The following is an 18,451-nucleotide window of genomic DNA, read 5'->3' on the forward strand; positions in this document are numbered from 1 at the left end:
AGATGGAAGTCACGCTGATTGCTCCGATCGCCATGGAAGATGGTCTGCGCTTCGCGATTCGCGAAGGTGGCCGTACCGTTGGTGCCGGCGTCGTCGCTAAGATCCTCGAGTAATACGCTCGTTGCATCTGGAAAAGGGGCTGATTTTGTCAGCCCCTTTTTCCGTTTCGGTCGCAACCGCTTCTCCCGATCTGGTCGACAGTTAAGGTTGTTGACAGGGTTGGGTATTATGCATACAATGCGGCTCCTTTTTTTGAAGGTCGGCTAACTAGTAGCTGCTACGAGTGGAGTTTGGTGCATCATGCAAAGCCAAAAGATTCGAATCCGGTTGAAGGCGTTTGATTATCGCCTTATCGACCAGTCGACGCAGGAGATTGTCGATACCGCAAAGCGGACCGGCGCTCAAGTGCGTGGACCTATCCCTCTGCCGACGCGGAAGGAGAAGTACACTATTCTGGTTTCTCCGCACGTCAATAAAGACGCGCGTGACCAGTATGAAATTCGTACTCATAAGCGTTTGCTCGACATTGTTGAGCCAACGGAAAAGACAGTAGATGCTTTGATGAAGTTGGACCTGGCAGCAGGTGTAGACGTTCAGATTAGCCTCGGTTAATACCGCCCGGTATTAACCTGTGTAACTGTCCTAAGGCCATAGAGGGTGAGAGCCCCGTACACTTAGAGGTGAAACATGGCAATTGGTGTTGTCGGCCGTAAGGCTGGTATGACCCGTATTTTTACGGAAGATGGGCAGGCGCTGCCTGTTACAGTAATTGAGGTTGATCCTAACCGCATTACTCAACTCAAGACCCTTGAGAACGATGGCTATCGTGCTGTTCAGGTAACTGTGGGTGCTCGTCGCGCTTCACGTGTTACCAAGGCTGAGGCAGGTCACTTTGCCAAAGCTGGCGTTGAGGCTGGTCGGGGTGTCTGGGAATTTCGATTGGCTGACGGTGAAGGTGAAGACCTTTCCGCAGGTGGCGAGATTACTGCGGCTGTCTTCGAAGACGGTCAGCTAGTAGATGCCACAGGTCAGTCTAAGGGTAAAGGATTCCAGGGTGGCGTTAAGCGCTGGAACTTCTCCATGCAGGATGCAACGCATGGTAACTCCCTCTCGCATCGTGCTCCGGGTTCTATTGGTCAGAACCAGACTCCGGGCAAGGTATTCAAGGGCAAAAAGATGGCGGGCCAGATGGGTAATGCGCAAGTTACAGTGCAAAACCTGAAAGTTGTCCGTGTCGACGCCGAGCGCAACCTCCTGCTAATTAGTGGTGCCGTACCCGGCGCGACTGGTGGTGATGTTGTCATCAAGCCTGCACTTAAAGCCTGAGGAGCGGTTCGATGGAATTGACTATTACAGGTAGTGGCAAGGGAATTTCTGTTTCCGATGCTGCATTTGCCAAAGATTTTAACGAGTCGCTGGTTCACCAGGTTGTGACTGCCTACATGGCAGCTGGCCGTCAGGGAACCAAGGCTCAGAAAACCCGTTCAGAAGTCAGTGGTGGCGGTAAGAAGCCCTGGCGTCAAAAGGGCACAGGTCGCGCCCGTGCCGGTACTATCCGTAGCCCTATTTGGCGCTCCGGTGGTGTGACTTTTGCTGCCAAGCCTCGCGGTTTTGAGCAGAAAGTTAACCGTAAAATGTATCGTGCCGCGATGTGTTCTATTTTCTCCGAGCTGGTTCGTCAAGAGCGTCTGGTTGTGGTGGATGATTTTGCAGTAGACGCACCAAAGACCAAGGCCTTTACAGCCAAGCTGGCAGATCTGGGTGTTTCCAATGCCCTGATCCTGACAGAAAGTCTTGAGCAGAACCTGCACCTGGCTTCTCGCAACGTTCCTCACGTCGATGTGCGTGATGTTGCAGGTCTGGATCCGGTTAGCCTGGTCGCCTTCGAGAAGGTTGTGTTGACTGTTCCCGCTCTGAAGAAGATCGAGGAGATGCTGGGATGAATCAGGAACGTATTTACAAGGTCCTTCTTGGGCCTCACGTATCGGAGAAAGCCTCTCTGGTCGCCGAGCATGGTCAGGTTGTTTTTCGGGTAGCCCCGGACGCCACCAAGCCGGAAATCAAAAAGGCTGTTGAGCAACTGTTCAACGTCACCGTAGAAGGTGTTCAAGTTCTGAATCGTAAGGGCAAGCTTAAGCGCACAGCCCGCGGGTTCGGCAAGCGTAATGACATTCGTAAGGCTTATGTAAAGCTGGCTGAAGGTCAGGACATCGATTTTCTGGATGTGGAATAAGGTAAAGGGGTCGTAATATGCCGATCGTCAAAACCAAGCCAACATCAGCCGGACGCCGTCACGTTGTAAAGCTGTACAACCCAGATTTACACAAAGGGCGTCCTTACGAACCGTTGGTCGAATCTCAAAGCAAGTCGGGTGGTCGTAATAACAACGGCCGTATCACTACCCGTCATATTGGTGGTGGCCATAAACAGCACTACCGCATAATAGACTTCAAGCGGACCAAAGATGGTATTCCTGCGACAATCGAGCGCATTGAATACGATCCTAACCGCTCTGCGCACATTGCGCTGATCAAATATGCCGATGGCGAGCGTCGTTACATTATCGCTCCCAAAGGTATGCAGATTGGCGAGCCTGTGCGCTCAGGAATCGACGCGCCTATCAAGGTAGGAAGCACATTGCCACTGCGTAACATGCCGGTTGGTTCTGTGATCCATTGCGTTGAGCTCAAGCCTGGTAAAGGCGCACAGCTGGCTCGCTCTGCGGGCGCATCTGTGCAACTTGTAGCTCGGGAAGGCGCTTACGCGACCATCCGTCTGCGCTCAGGCGAAATGCGAAAGGTGCTTGTAGATTGCCGTGCTACGTTGGGTGAAGTATCCAACAGTGAACACAGTCTCAAGCGGCTTGGCAAAGCGGGTGCATCACGTTGGCGCGGTAAGCGCCCAACGGTTCGTGGTGTGGCTATGAACCCAGTTGACCACCCACATGGTGGTGGTGAAGGGCGTACCTCTGGCGGGCGTCACCCAGTTACTCCTTGGGGTGTTCCGACCAAAGGGCATAAGACTCGTAAGAACAAGCGTACTGATAAGATGATAGTACGTCGTCGTTCAGCCAAGTAAACGACCACATAGAGGTAAATGCTGTGCCACGTTCTTTAAAGAAAGGTCCTTTTATAGACCTGCATCTGTTGAAGAAGGTCGAGGCAGCTCTGGAAGCAAACGATAAGCGACCGATCAAAACTTGGTCCCGTCGCTCAACGATCTTTCCAGAGTTCGTAGGCTTGACCATCGCAGTCCACAACGGCAGGCAACACGTGCCGGTTTATGTCACCGAAGATATGGTCGGGCATAAACTTGGCGAGTTCGCGGCAACGCGCACTTATCGTGGCCACTCGGCCGACAAGAAAGCTAAACGCTGATTGTGAGGGGAATAGAAATGGAAGTAGCAGCCAAGTATAAGGGCGCTCGCCTCTCAGCTCAGAAAGCGCGTCTTGTCGCCGACCAGGTTCGCGGCAAGGCTGTTGAGGACGCCCTGAATATTTTGACTTTCAGCCCTAAGAAAGCGGCGGTGATTATCAAGAAAGCTCTTGAATCTGCCATCGCTAACGCTGAGCACAACGAAGGTCTAGACGTTGACGAACTGCGGGTTTCCACTGTCATGGTGGATGAAGGCCCAACGCTCAAGCGGATCAAGGCTCGAGCCAAGGGGCGCGCTGATAGAATCATGAAGCGCACCTGTCATATCACCGTCAAGGTCGCCGACAAGTAGGAGATGCTCAGATGGGTCATAAAGTAAATCCAATCGGCTTCCGCCTGGGTGTGATTAAAGAGCACAACTCAGTTTGGTATGCCGATAAAAAGGAATACGCAAAGAACCTATTGAACGATATTCAGGTTCGCGAATTCCTAGACAAGCGTCTGGTTAAGGCGTCTGTTAGCAAGATTGTGATCGAGCGCCCTGCTCAGAACGCCCGTATCACGATTCATACTGCCCGCCCCGGTATTGTTATCGGTAAGAAGGGTGAAGATGTTGATCGTCTGCGTCGCGAAGTCGGCGAGATGATGGGTGTGCCTGTGCACATCAACATCGAAGAAGTCCGCAAGCCGGATCTGGATGCTCGCCTGGTAGCGCAAAACGTTGCCGGACAGCTGGAGCGTCGTGTGATGTTCCGTCGCGCTATGAAGCGTGCGGTACAGAACGCCATGCGTCAGGGAGCCAAAGGCATCAAGATTCAGGTTGGTGGTCGTCTCGGGGGTGCTGAGATTGCGCGTTCCGAGTGGTATCGTGAAGGTCGTGTTCCTCTGCATACACTACGTGCAGATATTGATTACGCAACCTACGAAGCGCATACCACTTACGGCATTATCGGCGTCAAGGTATGGATCTTCAAAGGTGAGATTCTTGGTGGTATGGAACAGGTCCGTGCTGACAAGAAAGCCTCTGGGAAGAAAGGTTCTAAGTAAAGGGGCAATCTTATGCTGCAACCAAAACGCACCAAATTTCGCAAGGTAATGAAAGGCCGTAACACTGGTCTTGCTCACCGCGCCAACAAGGTGAGCTTCGGTGAATACGGATTGAAAGCGACAACTCGCGGGCGTATAACTGCGCGCCAGATAGAAGCGGCACGTCGTACCATGACACGTAAGATCAAGCGTGGCGGTAAGATCTGGATTCGGGTTTTCCCCGATAAGCCGATCACCGGTAAGCCGCTTGAAGTACGTATGGGTAAAGGTAAGGGTTCTGTCGAGTACTGGGTGGCTGAAATTCAGCCTGGCCGGATGCTCTACGAGATGGAAGGTGTTGCTGAAGATATCGCACGCGAAGCCTTCACACTCGCAGCGGCCAAACTGCCGGTACAGACCACCTTCGTAACGAGGACGGTGATGTGATGAAAGCAACAGAGCTGCGTGAAAAATCAGCCGAGGAGCTGAATAAGGAGCTGATCGACCTCCTGAAGGAGCAGTTCAACCTGCGCATGCGCAAGGCGACAGGTCAGCTCAATCAGTCTCACCTTCTCGTCGGGGTGAAGCGCGACATTGCTCGTGTGAAAACAGTATTGAACGAAAAGGCAGGACAGTGACATGACCGAAGCTACCCAAACTGCCAGAACTCTTAGCGGCAAGGTCGTAAGCAACAAGATGGAGAAATCCATCGTGGTGTTGGTCGAGCGTCAGGTGAAGCACCCTCTGTACGGTAAGTACATGAAACGTTCAACCAAGATCCATGCTCACGATGAGAGCAACCAGTGCAATATCGGTGACACTGTGACCATTCAGGAAACCCGCCCGGTCTCTAAGACCAAAAGCTGGGCCCTGGTGGAAGTCACTGAACATGCATCCAAGGTGTAAATCGCCCGGAGAACAACCATGATTCAGACTCAGACAATGCTTGAAGTCGCGGATAACAGCGGTGCGCGTCAGGTGATGTGCATTAAGGTCCTGGGCGGTTCACATCGGCGTTACGCCAGCGTAGGGGATGTTATTAAAGTGACCGTTAAGGAAGCTATCCCCCGCGGAAAAGTGAAAAAGGGCCAGGTCCTGAAGGCTGTAGTAGTACGCACCCGTAAGGGTGTTCGTCGTCCTGATGGGTCGCTGATCCGTTTTGACGGTAATGCAGCTGTACTTCTGAACAATCAGGACGCGCCTATCGGTACCCGTATCTTCGGACCGGTTACCCGTGAGCTGCGAAATGAAAAGTTCATGAAAATTATCTCACTGGCACCCGAAGTACTTTAAAGGACCAGAGGCCGGTTATGAAAAAGATTAAACGAGATGACGAAGTAATCGTCACTACGGGGAAAGACAAAGGCAAACGTGGTAAAGTTCTGAAAGTTCAGGACGACGGTAAGGTGATCGTTTCTGGCATCAATATGATGAAGAAGCACACTAAGCCAAACCCGATGTTGGGCACCCCTGGTGGCATCGTCGAAAAAGAAGCACCTATCCAGGCTTCCAACGTAGCTATTTTTAATCCGCAGACCGGCAAAGCCGATCGTGTTGGCTTCCAGACAAAGGAAGACGGGGCGAAAGTGCGGATCTTCAAAGCTACGAAAGAAGCTGTCGATAACCAGTAAGCGGTGGTGGTTACGATGCTTAATATGAAAGAGCAGTACAGCAAGGAAGTGGTACCCGCCCTGCAGAAAGAGTTCGGTTTCAAGAACATTATGCAGGTGCCGCGTATCGAAAAGATCACCCTGAACATGGGTGTCGGCGAAGCAGTTGGCGACAAGAAACTGATTGAAAATGCTGTGGCGGATTTAGAGCGTCTGGCAGGTCAAAAAGTGGTTGTTACTACAGCGCGTAAATCCGTTGCGGGCTTTAAGATCCGTGAAGGTTGGCCGATTGGTTGCAAAGTTACACTGCGCGGTGAGCGTATGTGGGATTTCTTTGACCGTTTGGTTCACATTGCGGTTCCTCGTATTCGTGACTTCCGCGGTCTGAACCCCAAGTCCTTTGATGGGCGCGGTAACTACAGCATGGGTGTGCGTGAGCAGATTATCTTTCCTGAGATCGAGTATGACAAAGTCGACAAGATCCGCGGTTTGGATATCACCATTACCACTACTGCTGCTACCGACGACGAAGGTCGTGAGCTGTTGAAAGCTTTCGGCTTTCCGTTCAAGAAATAAAGGAACGAGAGTAATGGCTAAGGTGTCAATGAAAAACCGTGAGCTCAAGCGCGAGCAAACCGTTGCGAAATTTGCAGCGAAGCGTGCGGAGCTCAAGGCGATTATCAAAAACCCCAATACCAGCGATGATGACCGTTGGGACGCACAGATGAAGTTGCAACAGCTTCCTCGCGATGCTTCTCCTTCGCGTCTTCGTAATCGTTGCCAGGTGACAGGTCGTCCCCACGGCGTTTTGCGCAAGTTCGAACTTTCGCGGATTAAACTCCGCGAGTACGGCATGCGTGGCGACGTTCCGGGTCTGACTAAAGCAAGCTGGTAAGATAGGTATCCTGACCTAGGTCAGGGTGCCTGTTGGTAAGCGGTGCGGCGCGCCGCTGCACAACTAAAAAGATCAGGAGACTCATACCAATGAGTATGCAAGACACGCTTGCGGATATGGTAACCCGTATTCGCAACGCCCAGATGGCATCGAAAGCAGACGTTACGATGCCATCTTCTAAGATGAAGATCTCTGTAGCCCAGGTTCTCAAAGACGAAGGTTACGTTGCAGATTTTTCCGTTACAGCCGATGTAAAGCCTGAGCTTACGATCACGCTCAAGTATTTTGGCGGGAAGCCTGTTATTGAACAGATTAAGCGCGTAAGCCGCCCAAGTCTGCGTCAGTATAAGGGTACAAGCGAGCTGCCGAAGGTATCCGGTGGTTTGGGAGTCGCGATTGTCTCTACGTCTAAGGGCGTTATGACAGACCGCGCCGCACGAGCTGCTGGCGTGGGTGGCGAAGTCATCTGCACCGTATTCTAGGAGAATCACATGTCCAGGGTTGCCAATAATCCTGTCGTGCTGCCTTCCGGTGTTGAGGTTAAGCTGAACGGACAGGAAATTAGTGTAAAAGGCTCCAAAGGAGCTCTAGATTTTTCAATTCATCAAGCGGTGGAAGTTAAGCAGGAAGAGAACCTTCTTCGCTTTGCTGCTCGTGATGGTGCCCAAAAGTCCCGCGCTCTTGCTGGAACAACCCGCGCGCTGGTCAACAACATGGTGACCGGTGTTTCCGCAGGCTGGGAGCGTAAGCTTCAGCTGATCGGTGTAGGTTACCGGGCTCAGGCGCAAGGTAAGAAGCTCAATCTGACACTGGGTTTTTCTCACCCGGTTGAATACGAGCTGCCCGAGGGGATTACCGTTGAAACTCCGTCTAATACGGAAGTTGTCATTCGCGGTATCGATAAGCAACAGGTTGGCCACGTCGCTGCGGAAATCCGCGCGTTCCGTCCACCCGAGCCTTATAAAGGCAAAGGAGTTCGGTATGCGGATGAGCAGGTAAGACGCAAAGAAGCCAAGAAGAAATAAGGCGGGACTATGAGCGCGAATAATGAAAGATTGCGTCGCGCACGCAAAGTGCGCATGAAGATCCGTGAACTGGGTACGACACGTTTGTGCGTTCATCGCACTCCGCGTCATATGTACGCTCAGGTCACGACAGCAGACGGCAGCCAAGTTCTTGCCACTGCCTCCACGTTGGATAAGGAATTGCGCCAGGGTGCAACCGGTAACGTGGATGCTGCTAAAAAGGTTGGTCAGCTGATTGCTGAGCGAGCCAAGGCAGCAGGTGTTGAGCAGGTCGCTTTTGACCGCTCCGGTTACCGTTATCACGGCCGAGTTCAGGCTCTGGCCGACGCAGCCCGTGAAGCTGGCTTGCAATTCTAAGAGGTGGAGAAGATGAGCGTTAACGATCAGAAAGCGCCTGAGCTCCAGGAAAAGCTGGTTCAGGTGAATCGAGTTGCCAAAGTGGTCAAGGGCGGTCGCGTTTTTGCGTTCACCGCGCTGAGCGTGGTCGGTGACGGAAAAGGACGCGTTGGTTTCGGTCGCGGTAAGGCACGTGAAGTGCCGGTCGCAATCCAGAAGGCAATGGAAGCTGCGCGCAAGAATATGGTAGACGTTCCGCTTGACGGAACGACCTTGCAGTACGCGGTGCGTGCACAGCACGGCGGCTCTAAGGTGTACATGCAGCCAGCCTCCGAAGGTACAGGTATCATTGCCGGTGGTGCGATGCGTGCTGTATTGGAAGTTGCGGGTGTGCAGAACGTACTGTCAAAGTGTTACGGCTCTACCAACCCGGTGAACGTTGTACGTTCCACCATCAAGGGTCTTCAGGCAACTCAGGCGCCTGAAGATATTGCAGCCAAGCGCGGTAAATCCGTCGAAGAGATTCTGGGTTGAAGTCATGGCGAACGCAAATACGATCAAAGTAACTCTGACCCGCAGCCCAATCGGCTGCCAGCCTAAGCACAAACTTTGTGTGAAGGGCTTGGGTCTTCGTAAAATCGGTCATACCGTTGAAGTGGAAGACACACCTTCCATTCGCGGAATGATCAACCGGGTAAATTACCTGGTTCGGGTTGAGGAGAACTAAGATGCGTCTGAACGAACTTAGTCCAGAGCCTGGTTCACGTCCCTCTGCAAAACGCGTCGGTCGTGGTATCGGTAGCGGTCTCGGTAAAACCGGTGGCCGTGGTCATAAAGGTCTTAAATCCCGTTCCGGTGGCAGCGTTGCTCCCGGTTTCGAGGGTGGTCAGCAGCCTTTGGCCCGTCGTCTTCCGAAATTCGGTTTCACATCGCGCCAACAGCGCTATGTTGCCGAGGTTCGTTTGAACGAGTTGGCCAAGGTGGAAGGCGATACTGTGGATCTTGCAGCCCTTAAAAAGGCCGACATTATCCGTGAGGAAATTCGCGAAGCTAAGGTTATTCTGTCCGGCGAGCTTGACCGTGCAGTAACTGTGAAGGGGCTTCGTGTAACCAAAGGCGCGCGCGAGGCAATTTCTGCCGCGGGTGGCAAAGTCGAAGACTAAGGCGAGTCGAGGACTAAATGGCCAAGAACGCATCATTGCCTGCGGGCGCGGGAAAAGGACTGGCGGAGCTGCGATCCCGGCTCTGGTTTGTCTTTCTGGCACTGTTGGTGTACCGGATCGGTGCCCACATACCGGTGCCAGGTATTAACCCAGACCGACTGGCAGCATTGTTTGAGCAGAATCAGGGCACAATCCTGAGTATGTTCAACATGTTCTCAGGTGGTGCGCTCGAGCGCATGAGTATCTTCGCTCTCGGTATCATGCCGTATATCTCGGCCTCGATTATCATGCAGCTCATGACTGCGGTAAGTCCGCAGCTTGAGCAGCTGAAAAAAGAGGGCGAGGCTGGACGTCGTAAGATCAGCCAGTACACCCGGTACGGTACAGTTGTGCTGGCATTGGTTCAGGGTTTTGGTATTTCTGTTGGTTTGGCCTCTCAGGGCGTCACCTTCAACGACAGCTTTAGCTTCCACTTTGTGGCGGTTGTTTCTTTCGTAAGTGGTGCGGTCTTTATGATGTGGCTTGGCGAGCAGATTACCGAGCGAGGTGTCGGTAACGGTATCTCCCTGCTGATTTTTGCAGGCATTGTGGCCGGGCTACCGGGCGCAATCGGTCAGACTTTGGAGCAGGCCCGTAACGGTGAGATGAGCCTGTTGGTGGTTTTGGGTATCGGTATCCTTGCCATCGCAGTGGTTGGCTTTGTGGTATTCATGGAGCGTGGGCAGCGGCGTCTGACCATTAACTATGCGAAACGTCAACAAGGCCGCCGGGTTTTTGCTCAGCAGTCCAGTCATTTGCCTTTGAAGGTTAATATGGCCGGGGTTATCCCGCCTATATTTGCTTCGTCCATCCTGCTTTTCCCTGCTTCGTTGGGTCAGTGGTTTGGACAGGGTGAGGGCATGGAGTGGCTTAGTGATATTTCTCAGGCCTTGGCTCCAAGCCAGCCGTTATACATCATTCTGTTTGCGGCAGCGGTTGTTTTCTTCTGCTTCTTCTATACTGCTCTGATGTATAATCCGAAGGAAGTTGCGGATAACCTCAAGCGCTCAGGCGCGTTTATACCGGGCATACGTCCAGGCGATCAAACTGCCAAGTACATAGATGGCGTTTTGACTCGCTTGACCTTGTTCGGTGCAATGTACATTGCAGCAGTCTCTCTGTTCCCTCAGTTCCTGATGGTGGCCGGGAATGTTCCGTTCTATTTGGGCGGCACCTCACTGCTGATTGTTGTAGTCGTGGTGATGGATTTCATGGCGCAGGTTCAGTCGCACCTGATGTCGCATCAGTATGAATCACTGATGAAGAAGTCCAATCTCAAGGGCTATGGTCGGAACGGTTAAAACCGTTCCCCTTGAAAACTGGAGTCGACAATGAAAGTACGCGCTTCGGTAAAGAAAATTTGCCGTAACTGCAAAGTAATTCGTCGCAATGGCTCAGTAAGAGTCATTTGCTCGGAGCCTCGCCACAAGCAACGCCAGGGCTGATTCCCTCGGGAAACACTCTGGCTTGAAAACGAGGTTCGTAATGATAGCGCTTGACTCGATGCCGAGTCAGGCGCTATTATTTCGCGCCCCTTTTTTGTGGCGGAAAATTCACACAGCAAAGCTTTGAACGCGGAGTAATTTGGATGGCACGTATAGCCGGTGTCAATATACCCGATCACAAACATGCTGTTATCTCGCTGACCTACATCTTTGGTGTTGGCAAGACAACAGCCCAGAAGCTTTGCGATGCAACCGGCGTTAAGCCGGACGTCAAGGTCAAAGACCTGTCCGACGAGCAGCTTGAAACACTTCGTTCAGAAGTGGGTAAGGTTGTCGTTGAGGGCGATTTGCGTCGTGAAGTACAGATGAACATTAAGCGTTTGAAGGATCTCGGATGTCATCGTGGTCTGCGTCACCGTCATGGACTTCCAGTCCGTGGCCAGCGCACCAAGACCAACGCACGCACCCGTAAAGGTCCACGCAAACCTATTCGTAAGTAACAGGTAGGCAAACATGGCAAAGCCAGGTACACGTACCCGTAAAAAGGTGAAAAAGACCGTTGTTGATGGCGTCGCACACGTACATGCGTCCTTCAATAACACGATCGTGACCATTTCTGACCGTCAGGGCAACGTCCTGTCCTGGGCCACTTCAGGTGGTTCTGGTTTTCGCGGGTCACGTAAGAGTACACCTTTTGCTGCGCAGGTAGCAGCTGAAAGAGCCGGTAACGCGGCTGCTGAATACGGCCTTAAAAACCTGGACGTAGAGGTTAAGGGTCCCGGGCCCGGACGTGAGTCTGCAGTTCGCGCTTTGAATTCGTGCGGCTACAAGATCACCAACATCACAGATGTGACGCCGATTCCCCATAACGGCTGTCGTCCGCCCAAAAAGCGCCGCGTCTAACACAGGAGACAGTGAAATATGGCTCGTTATATAGGCCCGAAGTGCAAGCTGTCTCGTCGTGAAGGGACAGACCTTTTTCTGAAGAGCGGAGTTCGAGCACTTGACAGCAAGTGCAACATCGAAACGCCGCCCGGCATGCATGGCGCACGCCGCGGTCGTCTGTCTGAATACGGCGTCCAGCTTCGTGAAAAGCAAAAAGTTCGTCGTATATACGGCGTGCTGGAGAAGCAATTTCGCAATTATTATAAGGAAGCGGCTCGTCTGAAGGGTGCAACCGGTGAGAACCTGTTGCAGCTTCTCGAGACGCGTCTTGATAACGTTGCATACCGCATGGGATTCGGTTCCACCCGTGCAGAGTCCCGTCAGCTCGTTTCACACAAGGCGATTCTGGTTAACGACAAAGTAGTGAATATTCCTTCCTACAAGGTCAAGCCAGGCGATGTTGTGAGTGTGCGTGAGAAGGCAAGAAATCAGCTGCGCGTTAAAGGCGCTCTTGAGTTGTCTGCAAGCCGTGCACCGGTGAGCTGGGTAGAGGTCGACGCCAATAAGATGTCAGGCGTTTACAAGTCAGTGCCAGAGCGCACTGAACTGCCGGCCGACATCAACGAGAACCTCATCGTCGAGCTTTACTCTAAGTAAAGCCTGATTTGCAACGTAAGTAGCAACGATAGCAGATAGGGGCGTCTATGCAGCGTTCAGTACATGAGTTATTGACACCTCGTACCATTGACGTGAAAGAATCCAGTGCAATGCGCGCCAAGGTAACGTTGGAGCCTCTGGAAAGAGGTTTTGGCCATACTTTGGGTAGCGCGTTGCGTCGTATTCTCTTGTCTTCGATGCCTGGCTGCGCTGTGACTGAAGCGCAGATTGACGGTGTCTTGCACGAGTACAGCGCCATTGAGGGTGTTCAGGAAGACGTCATTGAGATTCTTCTGAATCTCAAGGGTGTCGCGGTCAAGATGAACGGTCGGGATGACACTGAGCTTACGCTCAGTAAGAAAGGCCCGGGCGTTGTAACAGCTGGCGATATTAAGCTGGATCATGACGTCGAAATTTCCAATCCGGATCATGTGATCTGTCACCTTAGTGAAAAAGGTGAAGTGAACATGCGTTTGCGTGTGGCACGTGGTCGCGGCTATGAGCCGGCAGATCAGCGTGGTCTTGAGGAAGATGAAACCCGCGCCATCGGCCGTCTGCAATTGGATGCCACCTTCAGCCCGGTTCGCCGTGTTGCTTATTCCGTGGAAAGTGCACGGGTAGAGCAGCGTACCGATCTGGACAAGCTGGTTATTGATCTGGAGACGAACGGCACTATCGATCCGGAAGAAGCAATTCGCCGGGCAGCCACGATTCTTCAGCAGCAACTGGCGGTATTTGTTGATTTTGATCATGAAAAAGAGCCAGAGCGCGTAGAAGAAGAGGAAGAGATTGATCCTATTCTGCTGCGTCCTGTCGATGATCTAGAGTTAACAGTACGTTCAGCTAACTGCTTGAAGGCTGAAAATATTTACTACATCGGCGATCTTATCCAGCGCACAGAAGTTGAGCTGTTGAAGACGCCTAACCTTGGTAAGAAGTCGCTCACCGAGATTAAGGACGTTTTGGCGTCTCGCGGTTTGTCTCTGGGAATGCGTCTTGATAACTGGCCACCGGCTAGCCTTCGGGGCGACGACCGGGTTTTGGGCGGTTGATTGCCGATTAGTTTAAGGTAAGGAATCAGAGCAATGCGTCATCGTAAAAGTGGTCGTAAGTTCAGCAGGACCAGTGCGCATCGCAAGGCCATGTTTCGTAACATGACTGCGTCACTGGTTGGTCATGAGCTGATTAAAACAACGCTGCCGAAAGCTAAAGAGCTTCGTCGTGTAGCTGAGCCTTTGATCACGCTCGCCAAAGTAGATTCGGTAGCGAATCGTCGTCTGGCGTTTTCTCGCCTGCGCGACGACGCGGCGGTTGCTAAGCTGTTCAATGAGCTTGGCCCCCGTTATAACGAGCGTCCGGGTGGTTACCTTCGTATTCTGAAGTGTGGCTTCCGTGCTGGCGACAATGCCCCTATGGCATTTGTTGAGTTGGTAGGTCGTCCGTTGGACATCGAAGCAGAAGAAGTGGACGAAGGCGACGAGTAATATCGTTCGTTAGTCTGCAAAAAAAACCGGGTGCCATAAGGTTCCCGGTTTTTTTGTGTCTAAAGTTTGGCGGTGTATTCGACCGAGCATACTGTGTGCTAGATTCTTTTCTCTCCCAATATTGGTTTCAAGTAGCGTCCTGTGTGCGATGCGGGATTTTCTGCAACGTCTTCTGGTGTGCCTTCCGCAATGATCTGACCACCCCCTGAACCACCTTCCGGGCCCAGATCGATCACCCAGTCTGCTGTTTTGATAACGTCCAGGTTGTGCTCGATAACTACGATAGTGTTGCCGTGGTCTCGCAATCTTTGCAGTACGTTCAGCAGTTGCTGGATGTCGTAGAAGTGCAGGCCGGTTGTGGGTTCGTCGAGTATGTACAGGGTTTTACCTGTATCGCGCTTTGAGAGCTCTTTGGCGAGCTTTACGCGCTGGGCCTCGCCGCCAGACAGGGTTACTGCACTTTGCCCAAGGCGGATGTACGAGAGGCCCACATCAATAAGCGTTTGGAGTTTTCTGGCGAGGAAGGGCACCGCGTCAAAAAACTCACGACCTTCTTCCACGGTCATGCTCAATACTTCGTTGATGTTTTTCCCTTTGTAGCGGACCTCAAGCGTTTCCCGGTTATAGCGTTTGGCTTTGCATACGTCGCAGGGAACGTACACGTCGGGCAGAAAGTGCATTTCTACCTTGATCATGCCGTCCCCTTGGCAGGCTTCGCAGCGCCCGCCTTTGACATTGAAGGAGAAACGTCCCGGTTTGTACCCCCGTGAGCGCGCTTCCTGGGTCCCGGCGAAAAGTTCGCGGATTGGAGTGAACAGGCCCGTGTAGGTGGCGGGATTAGAGCGGGGAGTGCGCCCAATGGGGCTTTGATCTATGTCGATTACCTTATCCAGCTTATCTAGCCCAGTCAGCCCCTTGTAAGGCGCGGCGTTTAGGCTGGTGGCTTTGTTTAGCTTGGCCGCTGCGACGGGATAGAGCGTGCTGTTTATCAGGGTGGATTTACCAGAACCCGAGACGCCCGTTATGCAGGTCATGATGCCCAAAGGCAAGGCTAGCGTGACATCTTGCAAGTTATTGCCGGTGGCGCCGGTCAGTGTGAGAGTTTCACCATTTCCTTTATGCCGGGTTGTCGGAATGGCTATCTCTTTTACGCCACTGAGATATTGGCCGGTAAGGGAGTCAGTGTTTGCAAGAATGTCAGCAGGTGTGCCTTGAGCGATTATCTGGCCACCGTGCACGCCAGCGCCGGGCCCGATATCAATTACATGGTCAGCCGCGCGGATGGCATCTTCATCATGCTCGACGACTATGACGGTGTTTCCTAAGTCCCTAAGGTGGGTAAGTGTGCTGAGAAGTCGGTCATTATCTCTTTGATGAAGCCCTATGGAAGGCTCATCCAGAATATACATTACACCCACTAGGCCAGCACCAATCTGACTGGCCAGTCTTATGCGCTGTGCTTCTCCACCAGACAGAGTGTCAGCACTGCGTTCGAGTGTTAAATAATCAAGTCCAACGTTTACGAGAAACTGGAGTCGTTGACGGACTTCCTTGGTTATTTTCTCCGCAATTTCGCCCTTACGTCCTGGCAGATCAAGTGCGTCAAAGTAGGAGTGGGCCTCGCCGATTGGAAGGCGTGTGATGTCTGAGATGTTCAGTTCTTCAATAAAAACGTGGCGGGCGCTGCGCCGAAGTCTGGAACCTTTGCAGTCTTTGCAGGGCTGTGTGCTGAGGTTGCGAGCCAGCTCTTCGCGCATGCTTTGGGAGTCGGTTTCGCGGTAACGGCGCTCAAGGTTCGGGATTATACCTTCAAAAGAGTGGGCCCGCTCCATGATCTGGCCGCGAGAATTCACGTAACGAAACGGAATTTCTTCACGGCCAGATCCGTAGAGGAGTATTTTCCGGAAGTCTTCCGGCAGTTCCTCCCAGGGGGTTTCCAAATCAATGCCATAGTGCTCCCCAATGCTGCCCAGCATTTGGAAATAATAGACAGCCCGTCTATCCCAGCCTTTGATGGCGCCAGCAGCAATGGTTGACTCTGGATGTTGCACGATTTTCTCGGAATCAAAAAACTGCTTAACACCTAGGCCGTCGCAAGTAGGGCAGGCGCCTGCGGGGTTGTTGAAGGAAAATAGCTTAGGTTCGAGTTCGCTTAACGCGTAACCACATTGAGTACACGCGTATTTTGCGGAAAAGGTTTGTTCTTCGCTCTTGTCTTCGGCTTCCGAATCCATTGACGCAACAAGCGCTATGCCGTCGGCAAGCCCAAGCGCGGTCTCGAAACTTTCAGCCAGCCGTTGCTCAAGGCCGGGCTTTACCTTGAATCGGTCGACGACCACGTCAATCTGGTGTTTGCGCTTTTTGTCGAGGACTGGAACGTCATCTATGTCATAGACGGTGCCGTCTACGCGCAGTCGAATAAATCCTTGGCTGCGCATAGTCTCTACAACCTGTAAATGCTCACCTTTGCGGTCGCGAATCACGGGAGCAAGAATCATCAGTTTGCTGTCTTCGGGCAACGCAAGCACCTGATCAACCATCTGGCTAACAGTTTGAGCTTCTAGTGGCTGCCCGTGCTCCGGGCACCGAGGCTCGCCTGCGCGTGCAAACATGAGCCTTAAATAATCGTATATTTCGGTGATAGTGCCGACTGTCGAGCGAGGGTTGTGAGACGTTGACTTTTGCTCAATAGAGATTGCAGGTGAAAGGCCCTCGATGTGATCGACATCGGGCTTCTCCATCATTGAGAGGAACTGGCGGGCATAGGTGGACAACGACTCCACATAGCGCCTCTGACCTTCGGCATAAAGCGTATCAAATGCGAGAGACGACTTGCCAGAGCCGGACAACCCCGTGATCACGATCAGTTTGTCCCTAGGGATATCCAGGTCGATGTTCTTCAGGTTGTGGGTACGTGCCCCTTTGATCTGGATATGATCCATAACACCTCGCTTGGAGAAAAAACGGAAATTATACCGCGTTACGTCGGCCGCGGCGAAAATGCCGGTTAACTAGTGTCCCGTCTGTAGTGTCCCCCGTTGAAGATCCTTCTGTTACAATGCGCCGCCTGCGGAACATATGTACTTTCGCAAGGTCACGTTTTCAACCCCCGGGAGAGGAGCCAACTGCCATGAATGCGCTGGAAAAACGCTCCGTATTTGCGCTGGCATCGGTCTACGCTATTCGCATGCTCGGGCTGTTCATGATCATGCCTGTATTTATGCTCTTAGGTGATGACCTTGAAGGCGCAACTCCAGCTCTACTCGGCTTCGCTATTGGCGCCTATGGTTTGAGTCAGGCCTTGCTGCAGATTCCATTTGGCCTGCTGTCTGATCGAGTAGGCCGCAAGCGCATGATTTATATTGGCCTGATTCTGTTTGCTGCAGGGAGCATACTCGCAGGCTCTGCGGACTCAATATACGTTGTCATTGCTGGTCGGATCTTTCAGGGGGCTGGTGCTATTGCCAGTGTGCTTATGGCGTTGCTCAGCGACCTTACCCGCGAAGAAGAACGAACCAAAGCCATGGCTACTGTGGGCATATCGATTGGGCTATCCTTTTCAGTGTCGCTGGTTCTGGGGCCGTTACTGGGAGCGGCATGGGGGCTCTCGGGGATTTTCTACGTTACCGCAGCATTGGCGCTGGTTGCGCTGCTCATCGTTAACCGGGTGGTGCCGACACCACACCAGCACAAAATCAGTGCTGATACTCACCCGGCAAAAGCGATGCTGGGGCGGGTATTGTCAGACAAACGCTTGTTGCGGCTGGATTTTGGTATATTCGCGCTGCACTTGGTGTTGACGTCGCTGTTTCTGGTGTTTCCATCGGTTTTACAGGATCAGCTTGGCCTTGCCAGTCAATCACACTGGTGGTTCTACCTTAGCGTGATGATCACTTCATTTTTCGCCATGGTGCCTTTTATTATCATGGGCGAGAAGAAACGCATGATGAAACCAGTGCTCTGCGGTGCAATAGCGCTGCTTACCCTCGCTACGGCTGGGCTTGCCGGAATATCCGCCAGCCTTATTTTTGCCTGGGGGGTGATGTTCTTCTTTTTTATGGCCTTCAACCTTCTGGAAGCCAGTTTACCGTCTTTGATCAGTAAAGAGGCGCCAGCGGCCAGCAAGGGAACCGCTATGGGTGTGTATTCTACCTCCCAATTTATGGGGGCTTTCCTGGGCGGAGCCTTTGGTGGTTATCTGCTACAGCAGGTCGGGATTGAGGGTGTTGTTTGGTTTATGGTCGCTGTTCTTGGTCTATGGTTGCTGATCGCAGTGACAATGCCAGCGCCGGGCCACACCTCCGGTTTCGTGGTACAGTTGCGGGATGTGATAGGCGGCCAATATGACGACGTTGATGGCAGCCTGCGACGCTTGCCGGGCGTGCAAGATGTGGTCATTATTGAAAACGCTGCCACTGCCTATTTAAAGGTGGATCGACAGCACTTTGACGAGGCGTTGCTTGCGGACTTTCCATTTGTTCGACACGGCAGCAATTCTTGAAATCCGAAGG

At 52.5% G+C, this 18,451-nt stretch carries 30 protein-coding genes and 1 pseudogene; 30 read left to right on the top strand and 1 reads right to left on the bottom strand.

What is annotated here, in order from left to right:
- The 29 genes and pseudogenes from FE845_RS15250 to rplQ form a co-directional block, all read left to right on the top strand.
- A pseudogene (locus FE845_RS15250) lies at nucleotides 1–113 on the top strand (elongation factor Tu); the annotation flags it as partial.
- 187 nt (nucleotides 114–300) lie between these two features.
- Nucleotides 301–612, top strand: a complete 312-nt coding sequence (gene rpsJ, locus FE845_RS15255) for a 30S ribosomal protein S10 (protein ID WP_041341420.1) — start codon at nucleotides 301–303, stop codon at nucleotides 610–612.
- 75 nt (nucleotides 613–687) lie between these two features.
- Nucleotides 688–1,326: a 50S ribosomal protein L3 gene (rplC, locus tag FE845_RS15260; RefSeq protein ID WP_200366503.1), complete on the top strand. Its 639-nt coding sequence runs from the start codon at nucleotides 688–690 to the stop codon at nucleotides 1,324–1,326.
- Between the two features lie 11 nt (nucleotides 1,327–1,337).
- Nucleotides 1,338–1,943 carry a 50S ribosomal protein L4 gene (rplD, locus tag FE845_RS15265; protein WP_200366505.1) on the top strand — a complete coding sequence of 202 codons (606 nt, stop codon included), beginning with the start codon at nucleotides 1,338–1,340 and terminating at the stop codon, nucleotides 1,941–1,943.
- A complete protein-coding gene (gene rplW / locus FE845_RS15270; protein WP_144780223.1) occupies nucleotides 1,940–2,233 on the top strand; it encodes a 50S ribosomal protein L23 in 294 nt (97 codons plus the stop codon). The genes rplD and rplW overlap by 4 nt, the downstream gene beginning before the upstream one ends.
- A gap of 17 nt (nucleotides 2,234–2,250) precedes the next feature.
- A complete protein-coding gene (gene rplB, locus FE845_RS15275) occupies nucleotides 2,251–3,078 on the top strand; it encodes a 50S ribosomal protein L2 (protein WP_200366507.1) in 828 nt (275 codons plus the stop codon).
- Nucleotides 3,079–3,101: 23 nt separating this feature from the next.
- Nucleotides 3,102–3,377, top strand: coding sequence for a 30S ribosomal protein S19 (gene rpsS, locus FE845_RS15280; protein ID WP_096784145.1), 276 nt, complete (start codon nucleotides 3,102–3,104; stop codon nucleotides 3,375–3,377).
- A gap of 17 nt (nucleotides 3,378–3,394) precedes the next feature.
- The gene (rplV, locus tag FE845_RS15285) at nucleotides 3,395–3,727 is read left to right on the top strand and encodes a 50S ribosomal protein L22 (protein WP_096784144.1); all 333 of its coding nucleotides are present in this window, start codon (nucleotides 3,395–3,397) and stop codon (nucleotides 3,725–3,727) included.
- An 11-nt stretch (nucleotides 3,728–3,738) separates the two neighbouring features.
- On the top strand, nucleotides 3,739–4,422 hold the full coding sequence (gene rpsC, locus FE845_RS15290) for a 30S ribosomal protein S3 (protein ID WP_200204922.1): 684 nt from the start codon (nucleotides 3,739–3,741) through the stop codon (nucleotides 4,420–4,422).
- Between the two features lie 12 nt (nucleotides 4,423–4,434).
- Nucleotides 4,435–4,848 (top strand): 50S ribosomal protein L16, encoded by a 414-nt coding sequence (gene rplP, locus FE845_RS15295; RefSeq protein WP_200366518.1) that lies wholly within the window; start codon nucleotides 4,435–4,437, stop codon nucleotides 4,846–4,848.
- Nucleotides 4,848–5,039: a 50S ribosomal protein L29 gene (rpmC, locus tag FE845_RS15300; protein WP_200366854.1), complete on the top strand. Its 192-nt coding sequence runs from the start codon at nucleotides 4,848–4,850 to the stop codon at nucleotides 5,037–5,039. The genes rplP and rpmC overlap by 1 nt, the downstream gene beginning before the upstream one ends.
- 1 nt (nucleotide 5,040) lies before the next feature.
- Nucleotides 5,041–5,307 (top strand): 30S ribosomal protein S17, encoded by a 267-nt coding sequence (rpsQ, locus tag FE845_RS15305; RefSeq protein WP_071267344.1) that lies wholly within the window; start codon nucleotides 5,041–5,043, stop codon nucleotides 5,305–5,307.
- A gap of 18 nt (nucleotides 5,308–5,325) precedes the next feature.
- The gene (gene rplN, locus FE845_RS15310; RefSeq protein ID WP_012139776.1) at nucleotides 5,326–5,694 is read left to right on the top strand and encodes a 50S ribosomal protein L14; all 369 of its coding nucleotides are present in this window, start codon (nucleotides 5,326–5,328) and stop codon (nucleotides 5,692–5,694) included.
- Between the two features lie 17 nt (nucleotides 5,695–5,711).
- The gene (gene rplX, locus FE845_RS15315; RefSeq protein ID WP_200366520.1) at nucleotides 5,712–6,032 is read left to right on the top strand and encodes a 50S ribosomal protein L24; all 321 of its coding nucleotides are present in this window, start codon (nucleotides 5,712–5,714) and stop codon (nucleotides 6,030–6,032) included.
- Nucleotides 6,033–6,047: 15 nt separating this feature from the next.
- On the top strand, nucleotides 6,048–6,587 hold the full coding sequence (gene rplE, locus FE845_RS15320) for a 50S ribosomal protein L5 (protein ID WP_200366530.1): 540 nt from the start codon (nucleotides 6,048–6,050) through the stop codon (nucleotides 6,585–6,587).
- Between the two features lie 13 nt (nucleotides 6,588–6,600).
- On the top strand, nucleotides 6,601–6,906 hold the full coding sequence (gene rpsN, locus FE845_RS15325; protein ID WP_041341451.1) for a 30S ribosomal protein S14: 306 nt from the start codon (nucleotides 6,601–6,603) through the stop codon (nucleotides 6,904–6,906).
- A gap of 89 nt (nucleotides 6,907–6,995) precedes the next feature.
- Entirely contained in the window at nucleotides 6,996–7,388 is a 393-nt protein-coding gene (rpsH, locus tag FE845_RS15330; RefSeq protein WP_200366539.1) for a 30S ribosomal protein S8, read from the top strand.
- Nucleotides 7,389–7,397: 9 nt separating this feature from the next.
- Nucleotides 7,398–7,931 (top strand): 50S ribosomal protein L6, encoded by a 534-nt coding sequence (rplF, locus tag FE845_RS15335; protein ID WP_200366541.1) that lies wholly within the window; start codon nucleotides 7,398–7,400, stop codon nucleotides 7,929–7,931.
- Nucleotides 7,932–7,940: 9 nt separating this feature from the next.
- Nucleotides 7,941–8,288 carry a 50S ribosomal protein L18 gene (gene rplR, locus FE845_RS15340; protein WP_100641175.1) on the top strand — a complete coding sequence of 116 codons (348 nt, stop codon included), beginning with the start codon at nucleotides 7,941–7,943 and terminating at the stop codon, nucleotides 8,286–8,288.
- A 12-nt stretch (nucleotides 8,289–8,300) separates the two neighbouring features.
- Nucleotides 8,301–8,801, top strand: coding sequence for a 30S ribosomal protein S5 (gene rpsE / locus FE845_RS15345; protein WP_071267330.1), 501 nt, complete (start codon nucleotides 8,301–8,303; stop codon nucleotides 8,799–8,801).
- 4 nt (nucleotides 8,802–8,805) lie between these two features.
- A complete protein-coding gene (rpmD, locus tag FE845_RS15350; protein WP_200204918.1) occupies nucleotides 8,806–8,994 on the top strand; it encodes a 50S ribosomal protein L30 in 189 nt (62 codons plus the stop codon).
- A 1-nt stretch (nucleotide 8,995) separates the two neighbouring features.
- Entirely contained in the window at nucleotides 8,996–9,430 is a 435-nt protein-coding gene (rplO, locus tag FE845_RS15355; protein ID WP_200366543.1) for a 50S ribosomal protein L15, read from the top strand.
- 17 nt (nucleotides 9,431–9,447) lie between these two features.
- The gene (secY, locus tag FE845_RS15360; protein ID WP_100689257.1) at nucleotides 9,448–10,770 is read left to right on the top strand and encodes a preprotein translocase subunit SecY; all 1,323 of its coding nucleotides are present in this window, start codon (nucleotides 9,448–9,450) and stop codon (nucleotides 10,768–10,770) included.
- Between the two features lie 30 nt (nucleotides 10,771–10,800).
- Nucleotides 10,801–10,914 carry a 50S ribosomal protein L36 gene (gene rpmJ / locus FE845_RS15365; protein WP_008174902.1) on the top strand — a complete coding sequence of 38 codons (114 nt, stop codon included), beginning with the start codon at nucleotides 10,801–10,803 and terminating at the stop codon, nucleotides 10,912–10,914.
- A 143-nt stretch (nucleotides 10,915–11,057) separates the two neighbouring features.
- Nucleotides 11,058–11,414, top strand: coding sequence for a 30S ribosomal protein S13 (gene rpsM, locus FE845_RS15370; protein WP_200366551.1), 357 nt, complete (start codon nucleotides 11,058–11,060; stop codon nucleotides 11,412–11,414).
- 13 nt (nucleotides 11,415–11,427) lie between these two features.
- Nucleotides 11,428–11,817 (top strand): 30S ribosomal protein S11, encoded by a 390-nt coding sequence (gene rpsK, locus FE845_RS15375; RefSeq protein ID WP_100641182.1) that lies wholly within the window; start codon nucleotides 11,428–11,430, stop codon nucleotides 11,815–11,817.
- A gap of 18 nt (nucleotides 11,818–11,835) precedes the next feature.
- Entirely contained in the window at nucleotides 11,836–12,456 is a 621-nt protein-coding gene (rpsD, locus tag FE845_RS15380; RefSeq protein WP_200366560.1) for a 30S ribosomal protein S4, read from the top strand.
- 47 nt (nucleotides 12,457–12,503) lie between these two features.
- Complete coding sequence (locus FE845_RS15385; RefSeq protein ID WP_200366562.1) at nucleotides 12,504–13,508, top strand: DNA-directed RNA polymerase subunit alpha; 1,005 nt, start codon at nucleotides 12,504–12,506, stop codon at nucleotides 13,506–13,508.
- A gap of 33 nt (nucleotides 13,509–13,541) precedes the next feature.
- Nucleotides 13,542–13,940: a 50S ribosomal protein L17 gene (rplQ, locus tag FE845_RS15390; RefSeq protein WP_200204912.1), complete on the top strand. Its 399-nt coding sequence runs from the start codon at nucleotides 13,542–13,544 to the stop codon at nucleotides 13,938–13,940.
- A 98-nt stretch (nucleotides 13,941–14,038) separates the two neighbouring features.
- Here the strand turns inward: rplQ and uvrA are convergent, their stop codons facing one another.
- Nucleotides 14,039–16,882 (bottom strand): excinuclease ABC subunit UvrA, encoded by a 2,844-nt coding sequence (gene uvrA, locus FE845_RS15395; protein ID WP_200366564.1) that lies wholly within the window; start codon nucleotides 16,880–16,882, stop codon nucleotides 14,039–14,041.
- A 188-nt stretch (nucleotides 16,883–17,070) separates the two neighbouring features.
- On the opposite strand from uvrA, the gene FE845_RS15400 reads away from it, so the two are divergent.
- Nucleotides 17,071–18,441: an MFS transporter gene (locus tag FE845_RS15400; protein ID WP_200366566.1), complete on the top strand. Its 1,371-nt coding sequence runs from the start codon at nucleotides 17,071–17,073 to the stop codon at nucleotides 18,439–18,441.
- Nucleotides 18,442–18,451 lie beyond the last annotated feature (10 nt).

This window comes from Marinobacter sp. 1-4A, from assembly GCF_016597725.1.
Lineage (GTDB): Bacteria > Pseudomonadota > Gammaproteobacteria > Pseudomonadales > Oleiphilaceae > Marinobacter.